Genomic DNA, 12039 nt, shown 5'->3' with positions numbered 1-12039 from the left:
AACTACAACGGTACCGATACTTTTGACTACACGGTCTGTAATACGTTCGGCAATTGCAGTACGGCAACGGTCACAATCGAGGTGCTTCCTATTGTAGACGCCATCGACGACCTTGTGGCAACGACTCAAAATTCATCCTTGGATATCGATATTTTGGCGAACGATAACGATATCCCATCCATCGGAACCTTGACGACTACAAATCCATCCAACGGAAACATTACGCGAAACAATGGCGGCACACTCAATAATCCCTCCGACGATACCATAACCTATACGCCCGACAATGGATTCTTGGGCAACGATTCCTTTACCTACACGCTTTGCGACGATGCCAGCCCCAACCATTGCAGTACGGCAACGGTTATTATAATCGTTAACGCTCCAAGGATTGACCTTGATAGCGACGATGATGGTATTTTGGACAGTTTCGAGGATTTGAATTTGGATGCCGATAACAATCCATCTACTGATTTAACGGACACCGATAACGATGGTATTCCTGATTATTTGGATATCGATAGCGATAACGACGGTATTCCCGATAGCATTGAGGCGCAATCCACCTTCGACTATATCGCCCCGAGCGGGGAAGACGCGAATGCCAATGGCCTTGACGATGCCTATGAGCAAAATGGATCAACGGGAATCGTTCCCGAGGATACCGACGGCGATGGCATACCGGATTATGTGGATGAGGACAGTGACAACGACACTATTCCCGATAGCATAGAAGGCCATGACCGTGACCACGATGGCATTGCCGATGTGACCCTAATCGGTTCCGATAAGGATAACGACGGATTGGACGATGGTTATGAGGGGGATAGAACTGTTGACCGCGACGTCAACGACGAGATGGATGATCCGCGGGATATGCTACCCGATACCGACGGTGACGGAATACTCGATTATAGGGATACCGATGACGATGGCGACGGTATCGCATCCCGAGATGAGGATGCCAACAATGATGGCAACTATGCCAATGACGATAGTAATGGCAACGGCACACCCGATTACTTGGAGCCTAACGCCCAAGAAGACGAAATCGAGGTTTTTAACGCTATAACGCCCAATGGTGACGGTATTCACGATGTGCTGACCATCAGTGGGTTGGAAAATTATCCCGATAACTCCATCCGAATTTATAACCGATGGGGCGTATTGGTCTACGGTACTCAGGCCTACAATACCCAGGGCAATGTGTTTAACGGTACTTCGGAAGGAAGGGTCACCGTAGACCCCAACAGTAATCTGCCCGTAGGCACATATTTCTATATTCTCGATTACAAGAACAATCTTGGCGAGTCCAAAACGCTCTCGGGGTACCTATATATTAATAGATAGCAAAAAATGCATATCCCAAATCATAAAAAACGCTACTACCGATATCTGTTTGCCTTATTTGCGATACGTTTTTTATCCTTCGGGGAAGGACTTTTTGCACAGCAAGACGCTCAGTACACCCAATATATGTACAATACCGTAAGTGTAAATCCCGCTTATGCCGGTTCGCGTGGGCATATCAGTGCAGCACTGCTTTATCGTGCGCAGTGGGTCGGGCTTGACGGTGCTCCGCAAACGCAAACGCTGAACGTACATTCGCCGATAGGCTATCGCGGCGTAGGCCTTGGCGCCTCCATTATTAGGGATAGGATTGGCCCGACGACCGAGGATAATTTCGATATTGATTTTTCGTATACGGTATCTACGTCCAACGAAGGCCGATTGAGTTTTGGCCTAAAGGCAGGCTTGAATCTATTGGACATCCGGTTTTCGGAACTCAACCAGTTCACTACCGATCCCATTCTTCAAGAGGATGTCGATAACCGTTTTTCCCCGAACTTCGGCGCGGGGATTTACTACCACACCCAAAAGTTTTACGCGGGGCTTTCGGTGCCCCGATTCTTGGAGACCTCGCATTTTGACGGCGAATCGCTGTCCACCGCCAGGGAACAGATGAACTTTTATTGTATCACCGGCTATGTTTGGGATTTGAACAGCTATCTAAAATTCAAGCCCACTTTGCTGACCAAGGTCGCGCAGGGCGCCCCGCTTCAGGTCGACCTATCGGCCAACTTTCTGTTGGGCGAAAAGTTCATTTTAGGCGCCGCCTACCGATGGGATGCCGCCGTAAGCGGTATGCTCGGCTTTAACCTCTCGAACAAAATCTTGATGGGTCTGGCCTACGACCGGGAAACTACCGAACTGGGGAGTCAATCTTTTAACCACGGCTCTTTCGAGGTTGTATTCAGGTATGATTTTATTTCGGCCAAAGGTAATTTGAAGTCGCCTCGTTTCTTTTGAAAATTTGCTAATCAGCTCACACTATATTTCCCGCCAAAGCAATTTTGTTGAAAATTTTCGCGCTTAGTTCTGGTAGCTTTAAAAACACGCATCCCAAATAAAATCAAAACGACATAGACTAATCCAAGATTGTTTACGTTAGCATATTACGATACTTTTTCGCTCGATTCCATACTAGTATCCAACCAACCTAAGTTTTCTATGCCGCTTATTCGGATATCCCATAAAAGTAGCATTTGCAGCATTGTTTTGATGCTCGCCTCATACCTTGTAAAGGCGCAGCAAGATGCCCAGTACACGCAGTACATGTACAATATGCCGAGCATCAATCCCAGTTATTCGGGGTCTAAGGAGAGTTTGAGCATAACGGCGCTATATCGTTCGCAATGGGCCGGCCTTGAAGGGGCGCCAAAGACCCAGACCCTGAGCCTGCATTCCCCGATCGGCTATAGGGGAGTAGGCCTCGGATTCGGTATTCTCAACGAACAGATCGGTCCGACTTCGGAAACCTATTTTGATGTAGATTTTTCTTACACTATTTTCACCTCTAGGGAGGGAAGGCTCAGTTTCGGCCTGAAGGGAAGCGCGCATCTCCTGGATATCCGGTATTCCAAACTAAATCAGGATATCGACAATCCAAATGGTCCCGACCCTCTTTTGCAACAGGATATTGAGAACAGGTTTTCGCCCAATATCGGGGCAGGCGTATATTACTATAACGAGAAATTTTATGCGGGTGTTTCCGTGCCCAGAATTCTGGAAACCACGCATTTCGAGTCCTCTAATATCGCCACGGCAAAAGAACAAATGAACCTGTATCTTACGACGGGCTATGTTTTCGACCTGAACCGAGACCTGAAATTCAAGCCGGCCCTGTTGACCAAGATGGTAAGGGGCGCCCCATTACAGATAGACCTATCCGCCAATTTTATGCTCAACGAAAAGTTTATATTAGGCGCGGCTTATCGCTGGAGTGCAGCTGTAAGCGGTATGTTCGGATTCCTTGTCGATGATGGCTTTATGCTGGGCCTTGCCTATGATCGGGAAACCACCGACCTAGGTGGTACCTCTTTCAACGCCGGATCTTTTGAAGTTTTGTTACGCTACGATTTCAAAAAAGGCAACGGCAGACAGATTCGTTCTCCAAGGTTCTTTTAAGGATGAGGCAAAGACTCCTTCCTTCGGAAAAGGGAGAAGCTGAAAAATTTCCTGCCCTCTTTTCTCCTGAGCAGTCACATTACAAAAAAGCCCACCCTTTTTACAAAATCCTTAACCCTCAAACCGCAGAAAGACCTTATTTTTGCAATATGAAGGAAGAAAATGTAATTCTGGTCGACGAAAACGACAAGCAGATAGGCACTATGCCGAAAATGGAGGCGCACGAAAAAGCCTTGCTACACCGTGCTTTTTCAGTTTTTATCATGAACGATAAAGGCGAAACCATGCTGCAACAACGTGCGGCGGACAAATACCATTCCCCTTTACTATGGACCAATACCTGCTGCAGCCACCAGCGGGTCGGTGAATCGAATATCGAGGCTGGGAAACGAAGGCTACAGGAAGAAATGGGATTTGTGGCCGAACTTGACGAGCTGATCTCGTTTGTTTACAAGGCCCCATTTGACAACGGACTTACCGAACACGAATTCGACCACGTTATGATTGGCAATTTTGACGGAGTGCCGGACATCAATCCCACCGAGGTTGCGGACTGGCAATGGATGAAGCCCGAAGCGGTGCGAAACGATATCGAAAAACATCCGGAGCTATATACGGCCTGGTTCAAAATTATTTTCGAAAGATTTTACGACCATATTTCAAAAAAATCACTCAGTTAAAGTCCCGAGAACGATGAAAGTAAAAGTCAGTAGAAAGGCCCATTTCAATGCCGCCCACCGCCTATACCGTAAAGATTGGAGCGATGATAAGAACAATGCCGTTTTCGGAAAATGCAACAATCCCAATTTTCATGGGCACAACTATGAACTGATTGTAAGCGTTTTTGGCGAAATCGATTCCGAGACAGGTTTTGTTGTGGATATGAAGGTGCTGAAAGACTTGATCAAGGAAAAGGTAGAAGATGCCCTTGACCATAAAAACCTGAACGTCGAAGTGCCGGAGTTTAAAGAACTGAACCCGACAGCCGAAAATATCTCCGTGGTCATTTGGAACAAACTACGGACGCATATCGATGCAAACCACGAACTTGAAGTAAAACTTTATGAAACGCCCCGGAATTTTGTAACGTATTGGGGGTAAAATCCCAAGGTCAAAGCACCAAACACCCCACATCTAAAATCTCACGTCTAAAATCTCACGTCCAACATGTATCCTCTAAAATTCCATCCTATCTTAAAAGAACGCCTTTGGGGCGGCACGAAATTGAAAGATGTATTGAACAAACCCATCGAGAGCGATATCACCGGCGAAAGCTGGGAACTGTCCGGGGTCGAAGGCGATATTTCCGTAGTTTCCAATGGCGAACTTTCGGGTACTTCGCTGCAGCAACTGATTAACAATCGAGGTGAAGAACTATTGGGAAAAAGCGTGGTAGAGCGTTTTGGAAAGGAATTTCCCATCCTGATAAAGTTTATCGATGCCAAGCTAGATCTGTCCGTTCAATTGCATCCGGACGACAAGCTGGCCAGGGAACGTCATAATTCCTTGGGAAAAACGGAGATGTGGTATGTAATGGATGCCGATGAGGGGGCCAATCTTATTGTAGGCTTTATTACTGACCTCACTAAAGAGGAATATGCCGAAAGCCTGAAAAACGACACCCTATTGGATCTGCTGAACTATGAAAAAGTCGGTAGGGGCGATACTTTTTTCATCAATACGGGAAAAGTCCATGCCATCGGAGCGGGTGTGCTTCTGGCCGAAATACAGCAGACCTCCGATGTTACCTATCGTATTTTCGATTTTAACCGTAAGGATAAAAATGGAAACTTGCGAGAACTCCATACCGAACAGGCATTGGATGCCATCGATTATAAAAAGAAGGACGATTTTAAGGTCGCTTACGGTTCCGATACCAACACTGTAAATCGGATGGTGGATTGTCCCTATTTCAAGACGGACTATTTGCACCTGACCGAAAATTGGAAACAGGATGTTTCGAAAAGGAATTCGTTTACCATCTTTATGTGCGTTAGCGGTTCGGCGCGTATAGACAATGAAAATGGTACTGCGGACATAAAAAAGGGGGAAACGGTCTTAGTGCCGGCCATGTCTAAATCCCTATTGATAACCACGGAAAATGCGGAACTGTTAGAGGTGACGATTTGATAATAAATCCCTATTTTTGCAAAAAAATTAATTAACAATGGCAAGTATACGAGAATTAAAGAAAGACATCAATAACGTAATGGGCGATATTATAGAAGCCGTCTATATTACGGATGCTGCGAATAACAAACAGGATTCCAAAGAAGGGGCCGCGGTCATCGATGAGGCCATAGCCACTTTTGACGGACTGATCGCCGAGGTAAACAAAAAGGATGTCGACAATAGAAGCAAACATCTTAAAGGCGTTCGCCAAGAACTGGAAAAGAAAGCCGAAGGTCTTGTGGAAAAGGTGAACAAATTAGGTTAAGAATACCCCTATTGACTTGTAAAAAAATCCCGTGAAACGGGATTTTTTTGGTTCACGATGTAAGAGATTTTTATTCCATCTTTCTATTACCTTTGTCTCAATGCGACGATTCCTTCCATTCTTGCAATGGTTGCCGACCTATACTAAAAGGTGGTTCGCCAAAGATATGGTGGCCGGTCTGACCGTCGGCATACTGCTGGTGCCTCAGGGCATGGCCTATGCTATGATTGCGGGCATGCCGCCCGTTTACGGCCTGTATGCCGCTCTGGTACCCATTTTGATCTATGCTTTTCTTGGTACTTCCCGACAGTTGGCTGTAGGGCCGGTAGCGATGGATTCTTTGTTGGTCGCCGCCGGATTGGGCACTTTGGCCTTAACGGGAGTGGAAAATTACATTGCCATGGCGCTTTTACTGGCCTTTATGGTCGGGGTCATTCAATTTGCCCTCGGGCTTTTTCGAATGGGCTTTTTGGTCCGTTTTATCTCCAGACCGGTAATCAGTGGGTTTACCTCAGCCGCTGCGGTGATAATAATTTTCAGCCAATTGAAGCACTTTTTGGGGGTAAATATTCCACAGAGCAACCAGTTCCATAAATCCGTGGCCAATGTGGTGCTTGCACTGCCCGAAACCAACGTATACGCCATGATAATTGGCATCTTGGGCATTGTAACGATTTTAGTTTTAAAAAGGTGGAACAGGAAGATTCCCGCCATTCTAGTGGTGGTGGTCTGCGCCATTCTGACGGTCTATACCTTGTCTCTCGAAAAACATGGGGTACATATCGTCGGTGACGTACCCGGCGGTCTGCCCAGTTTCGGTCTTCCCGAATTCAGTTGGCCCAAGGTAAGGGGCCTTTTTTCCATGGCCATTGCCCTCGCCCTTATCGGATACACCGAGGCCATCGGTATCGGCAAGGCCTTGGAGGAAAAAGACGACCAGGAGACTATCGATCCCAATAAGGAACTGCTAGCCCTTGGGTCGGCCAATATACTGGGCTCATTTTTCCAGTCGTACATCGCCTCTGCCAGTTTTTCACGGTCGGCGATAAATAAGGATTCCGGTGCAAAAACCCCTATAGCATCCTTGGTAAGTATGGCCCTTGTAGCCCTCACCCTGCTGTTCTTGACGGGGTGGTTCCATTACCTGCCCAATGCGGCCCTGGCGAGTATCATCATGATCTCGGTACTAGGGTTGATCGATCTGGCCTATCCAAAAACCTTGTGGAAATACCGTAAGGACGAGTTCGCCGTGCTCTTGGTCACCTTTTTTTTCACTTTGTCCGCCGGTCTTCCCGAAGGTATATTATTGGGCGTGCTGCTCTCCCTATTGGTCATGTTGTACAGGACCTCGAAACCCCATTTTGCGGTTCTGGGCCAGATAAAGGGTTCGGAATACTACAGGAATGTCGATAGGTTCGGGGGCGATATCGAGTTCAGGCCCGATCTGCTGGTGCTCCGTTTCGATTCCCAATTGTATTTTGGGAACAAAGACTATTTTAAAAAACAGCTCTTCCGCTACATCGATGCCAAAGGGTCTGGCCTAAAGGGAATCGTTCTTAACGCAGAGCCTATCAACTACATCGATTCTACCGCGGTGGAAATGTTGGCCAATGCCATACGGGAAATCCATGAGCGTGATATCAAATTCTATATCGCCAGTGCCATAGGCCCAACAAGGGACATTATTTTCAACAGCCGTATTATACAAGAACTGACCAGCGAACACCTTTTCGGACGTACTAAAGAAGCCGTAGACTTTTTCGACAATCCCGATTCCCTCACCAAGGTAGGGGATTGGGTGGCGCATGAAAGCCGGTATGTTGATGATTGATCGGGCTTTTCTATCTTCCATCCTAAAAATTCTATATACTGAAACCCTAAATTATAACAATTATTTTTACAAATATTTCAGTACTTTTAACATTTCTTTACGAATTTCTTAAATGTTAAAAATATAACAATTATTGTACTGAAAATTAAATTATTTTAACTATCTTTAACAAGAATCGCATTACGACATTCAAAAAATAGATTTTTGTAGGATTTCCCATTTTGAATATCGTATGTAAAGGTTGCGAAATGCCCATTCCCCGTTTTCAATACCTAAAAATGTTAATTAATGTCCGACGATTTTATCCCCAAAGATTGCTTGACCTCGATTACTTACGATTATGGATTTTTTATGGATATACTCGGGTCTGGTCGCTGCCATATTAATGGTTTGGCTTTTCTTTGTTATCCGGATGTTTAAAGAATTGAAAAAATAGGAGTCCTAATTCCCTAGACTACATTTCACTTATTCCCGTCGATATTCTACAACTGATTTTCTTCCAAGAGCCTTTCATGCAACGTCATAATTTTGTTATGTGGATTCCTATTGAGGTATGATTTGATAATACTCTCGGTTTCCACGTTGTTTTTTTGGGGAACGACGAATGCTTCCAAATCCGCATACGAATTTAATCCTGTTTCCTTTTCTATAAATCCATAGCCTGAATAAACATTGTTGCGCACTAGAATAAAGGCTTCTTCGTCGATGTGCCTTCCTTTTTCCTTGATAATAAAATCCTCTTTTTCCGAACCCATATAGTCGATAGCCAAAGCTACTTTTGCATTGTAATCCGAAATGGGTTCCGAATCCCTACAAATTCCTGCGCAACTGTCGACCCTAAAATGGGAACAAGTCTGGACATTTTCTTGCAAATGACAATATTTGGGGCAGAGTCCGAACGTGCCGCAGATCTGTTCGAGATACAGCCGGCAATCCGTCGGATTATAAAAGGTGACAAGTGCATCGGGCGCCATTTTCAGCTTGTTGAAAGCCAAGTGCAGTATGCCGCTACGGTCTTCGTACGCAAAAATGCCATAGGGCTGTATCCTCTTTTTCTGTGCCCGATTGTAGGCGGGATAATGGTGTTTGATGGCCGCGGATTCCATTAATAGCGCCATAAGTTCGCTGCCGGAAAGTTCAAATGCGATATCCGCCGTTTCCGCGCAGAGGAGGACTTCCTTCGTCGATTTGTCATAAAAATGGCCGAGTACCCGTTTTTTTAGATTGATGGCCTTGCCGACGTAGATGATTTTTCCCTTGGCATCCTTGAAATAATAAACGCCGGCAGTTGCCGGTATTTTCTCAAAAGCTTCCCGAGGAAGTGATGCAGGCAAGGTCGCTTCCTGAGATCTTGCGTTCAAAAAGGTTTTAAATACTTTATCGGCACCGTCCGTTCGTATTAATTTACCGAAGAGTAGGGTAGTGGCATGGGCATCGCCGCGGGCCCTGTGCCGGTCGGTCAACGGAATCCCCAAAGCGGAACAGAGTTTGCCCAAACTATAGGAATGGTAACCGGGTATCAATTTCCGGGACAAGCGTACCGTACAGAGTTTTTTTCGGATGAAATCCCGCCCGATGTTCCGAAGTTCGTTTTTGATAATGTTATAATCGAAATTCACACTATGTGCGACGAAAATGGTTCCCTCGGTAATTTTTAGGATGGTATCCGCAATCTCCGCTATGGTCGGCGCATTGCGCACCGTGTCGTTATCAATGCCCGTAAGCCGTGTGATAAAATAGGGAATCTCACATTCCGGGTCGACCAATGAAGTGAACTCGTCGACAATGTCATGACCATCATATTTGAAGATGGAAATCTCCGTAATCTTATTCCCCTTGATACTATTTCCGGTGGTTTCTATGTCTACGATGCAGTACAAATGGTTTCTTTTGGAAGTGGGATAAAGGTACGGGAATTTTAAATGAAGGATAAATACAATCTCGCTTTTAGGATTATAAAAGGATTATGTATTTTTAGCGGTCCACATCAATAAACGACCGACTATGCCCGTACGTTTCCTTACACTTTCCATCGTGTTTGTTGTTCTTTGGATGTTTACCTCCTGTGAATCCGAAGAATTGCAGGAACAGCCGCCGAATATCGTGTTATTTCTGGTCGATGATATGGGATGGCAAGATACCTCGGTCGCTTTTTGGACGGAGCGGACTCCGTTCAACGACCGCTACCATACCCCGAATATGGAACGCCTTGCCAAACAGGGAATGAAATTTACCCAAGCCTACGCCACCCAAGTCTGCTCGCCCTCGCGGGTCAGCTTGATGACAGGTATGAACGCCGCTCGGCATCGGGTCACGAACTGGACCTTGGTGAAGGATAGCCTTCAGCCCATGGAAAAAAATCACGACTCGCTCGAGTTCCCCATGTGGAATGTGAACGGAATGAGTCCCTTTGCCGGTGATTCCCTTGCGGTGCATGCCATGCCCTTGCCCCAGGCGCTGCACGATATGGGCTACTATACCGTGCATTCCGGTAAGGCGCATTTGGGGGCCATCGGTACACCGGGGGCAGACCCTGTGAACCTTGGTTTTGAGGTGAACATTGCGGGACATGCCGCCGGGGCGCCCGCCAGCTATCTGGGTACGGATAATTTTGGAAACGGACAAACGGAAAACCAATTTGCGGGCATTCCTGGATTGGAAAAATACTATGGAAAGGACATTTTTTTGACCGAGGCCATAACTCAAGAAGCTTTGGCTGCATTGGATTCCGTCGTGACCACGGCCCAGCCCTTTTTTCTGTACATGTCTCACTATGCGGTTCATACACCGATCATGGCCGACGACAGATTCGTACAGAAATACTATGAAAAAGGCCTGGATTCCGTCGAAGCCAAATACGCTTCGCTGGTCGAGGGTATGGACAAAAGTCTTGGCGATATCATAGATTATATCGAGGAAAAGGATATCGCCGACAACACCATCATCCTTTTTATGTCCGACAACGGGGGACTGAGTGCGCATGGCAGGGGCGGGGAGCCCAACACCCACAACAAACCTTTGGCCAGTGGTAAGGGTTCCATATATGAAGGCGGCATTCGCGAGCCGATGCTGGTCAAATGGCCGGATAGAACCGAACCGGGATCCACCTCAAACTACCCACTGATTATTGAGGATTTTTATCCCACTATCTTGGAAATGGCGGGCATCGATAGTTTGCAGAGTATCCAAAAAATCGATGGACAAAGTTTTACGGCCGCCTTGACGGGCAAGAAAGAATATGCGGGCGGTCGTTCTCTGTTTTGGCACTATCCCAACGAATGGGGCGTCGATGGCCCGGGAATCGGCGCGGCCAGCGCAGTGCGAAAAGGCGATTGGAAATTCATCTATTTTCACGCCAGTCGTAAAATGGAACTCTATAACCTAAGGGACGATATCGGGGAGACGACCAATCTATTTGAAGATAATCCCGAAAAGGCAAAGGAACTGGCCGAAATATTGTCCAAACATCTTAAGGATGTCGGTGCGCAAATGCCGATCGATAAGTTAACCGGTGAAAAAGTGGAGTATCCTATTGAGATTATGGAGGCCAATGGCGAGTGAGTGGTGTGAAGGGTGAAAACTTGCGGTTCCGACTTGAATCAATCTCTATCCCAATACAGCGCAAAACCCTTTTACAATATCCCTAATTTTACAAAAAAAGAACCATGCCCATCATAGGAAACATCATCAAAGGTTTTATCGAGGTCCGTGACAAACTTGCCGAAGATAAAAACCATGTGGAGGAACAACGGGAAGTCCTAAAACGATTATTGAAAACGGCCAAGGATACCGCCTTTGGCAAACACTACAAATTCGCCGAAATTCTGGCATCCGAACAGTTCGTGACGACCTTTGCCGACACGATTCCCTATCACGATTATAACAAAATCGATGCAGCCTGGTGGCAAAAACTGCACGATGGCGAAGAAGATGTCACCTGGCCGGGCGTTCCGGATTATTTTGCGTTGAGTTCGGGTACCACGGGAACGACGAGTAAGCGCATTCCGGTAACCGATGAAATGATTTCTTCCATTCGCAATGCGGGAATTCAACAGGTATATGCCTTGAGCAATTTCGACCTGCCCTCCGATTTTTTTGAAAAGGGCATTCTGATGCTGGGCAGTTCTACCGATCTAGAGGAGGTCGACAGCCATAAAGAAGGGGAGATAAGCGGTATCAGTGCCAGCAATATCCCCACATGGTTTAGGGGCTATTACAAACCCGGCCAAGACATATCGGCGATGGAAGATTGGGACGAAAAGGTGCAGAAAATAGCCGAAGAAGCTCCGAATTGGGATATCGG

Annotated in this window: 11 protein-coding genes; 10 read left to right on the top strand and 1 reads right to left on the bottom strand. The window is 46.4% G+C overall.

Translation table 11 applies throughout. The features are described from left to right. From ACEW8S_RS07570 to ACEW8S_RS07535, 8 genes are all read left to right on the top strand, one after another. A partial coding sequence (locus tag ACEW8S_RS07570; RefSeq protein ID WP_373517558.1) for a gliding motility-associated C-terminal domain-containing protein occupies positions 1-1350 on the top strand: 1350 nt, incomplete at its 5' end. 6 nt (positions 1351-1356) lie between these two features. After that, a complete protein-coding gene (locus ACEW8S_RS07565) occupies positions 1357-2310 on the top strand; it encodes a type IX secretion system membrane protein PorP/SprF (RefSeq protein ID WP_373517557.1) in 954 nt (317 codons plus the stop codon). Positions 2311-2511: 201 nt separating this feature from the next. After that, complete coding sequence (locus ACEW8S_RS07560) at positions 2512-3468, top strand: type IX secretion system membrane protein PorP/SprF (protein WP_373517556.1); 957 nt, start codon at positions 2512-2514, stop codon at positions 3466-3468. 149 nt (positions 3469-3617) lie between these two features. Continuing rightward, complete coding sequence (gene idi, locus ACEW8S_RS07555; RefSeq protein WP_373517555.1) at positions 3618-4148, top strand: isopentenyl-diphosphate Delta-isomerase; 531 nt, start codon at positions 3618-3620, stop codon at positions 4146-4148. Positions 4149-4161: 13 nt separating this feature from the next. Next, positions 4162-4569, top strand: coding sequence for a 6-pyruvoyl tetrahydropterin synthase family protein (locus tag ACEW8S_RS07550; RefSeq protein WP_373517554.1), 408 nt, complete (start codon positions 4162-4164; stop codon positions 4567-4569). A gap of 66 nt (positions 4570-4635) precedes the next feature. Further along, positions 4636-5598, top strand: coding sequence for a type I phosphomannose isomerase catalytic subunit (locus ACEW8S_RS07545; RefSeq protein ID WP_373517553.1), 963 nt, complete (start codon positions 4636-4638; stop codon positions 5596-5598). Positions 5599-5635: 37 nt separating this feature from the next. Continuing rightward, positions 5636-5905, top strand: a complete 270-nt coding sequence (locus ACEW8S_RS07540; protein ID WP_091871311.1) for a hypothetical protein — start codon at positions 5636-5638, stop codon at positions 5903-5905. 100 nt (positions 5906-6005) lie between these two features. After that, the gene (locus ACEW8S_RS07535) at positions 6006-7736 is read left to right on the top strand and encodes a SulP family inorganic anion transporter (RefSeq protein ID WP_373517552.1); all 1731 of its coding nucleotides are present in this window, start codon (positions 6006-6008) and stop codon (positions 7734-7736) included. A gap of 482 nt (positions 7737-8218) precedes the next feature. Here ACEW8S_RS07535 and ACEW8S_RS07530 read toward each other — a convergent pair whose 3' ends face one another. Next, positions 8219-9616: an exonuclease domain-containing protein gene (locus ACEW8S_RS07530; protein WP_373517551.1), complete on the bottom strand. Its 1398-nt coding sequence runs from the start codon at positions 9614-9616 to the stop codon at positions 8219-8221. A gap of 124 nt (positions 9617-9740) precedes the next feature. On the opposite strand from ACEW8S_RS07530, the gene ACEW8S_RS07525 reads away from it, so the two are divergent. Next, positions 9741-11297 (top strand): sulfatase, encoded by a 1557-nt coding sequence (locus ACEW8S_RS07525; protein ID WP_373517550.1) that lies wholly within the window; start codon positions 9741-9743, stop codon positions 11295-11297. 104 nt (positions 11298-11401) lie between these two features. Continuing rightward, positions 11402-12039, top strand: a 638-nt coding sequence (locus ACEW8S_RS07520) for a GH3 auxin-responsive promoter family protein (RefSeq protein ID WP_373517549.1), incomplete at its 3' end; no start/stop codon positions are given.

The sequence above is a fragment of the Pricia sp. genome, from assembly GCF_041745955.1.
Classification (GTDB): domain Bacteria; phylum Bacteroidota; class Bacteroidia; order Flavobacteriales; family Flavobacteriaceae; genus Pricia.
The sequence above is the reverse complement of the archived record's forward strand: the minus strand, read 5'-3'. Positions and strand labels throughout refer to the sequence as shown.

Coding starts and splice junctions, on each gene's coding strand:
- ACEW8S_RS07560 (WP_373517556.1), top strand. CDS start 2,512: ATGCCGCTTATTCGGATATCCCATAAAAGTAGCATTTGCAGCATTGTT.
- ACEW8S_RS07545 (WP_373517553.1), top strand. CDS start 4,636: ATGTATCCTCTAAAATTCCATCCTATCTTAAAAGAACGCCTTTGGGGC.
- ACEW8S_RS07550 (WP_373517554.1), top strand. CDS start 4,162: ATGAAAGTAAAAGTCAGTAGAAAGGCCCATTTCAATGCCGCCCACCGC.
- ACEW8S_RS07565 (WP_373517557.1), top strand. CDS start 1,357: ATGCATATCCCAAATCATAAAAAACGCTACTACCGATATCTGTTTGCC.
- ACEW8S_RS07535 (WP_373517552.1), top strand. CDS start 6,006: ATGCGACGATTCCTTCCATTCTTGCAATGGTTGCCGACCTATACTAAA.
- idi (WP_373517555.1), top strand. CDS start 3,618: ATGAAGGAAGAAAATGTAATTCTGGTCGACGAAAACGACAAGCAGATA.
- ACEW8S_RS07540 (WP_091871311.1), top strand. CDS start 5,636: ATGGCAAGTATACGAGAATTAAAGAAAGACATCAATAACGTAATGGGC.
- ACEW8S_RS07525 (WP_373517550.1), top strand. CDS start 9,741: ATGCCCGTACGTTTCCTTACACTTTCCATCGTGTTTGTTGTTCTTTGG.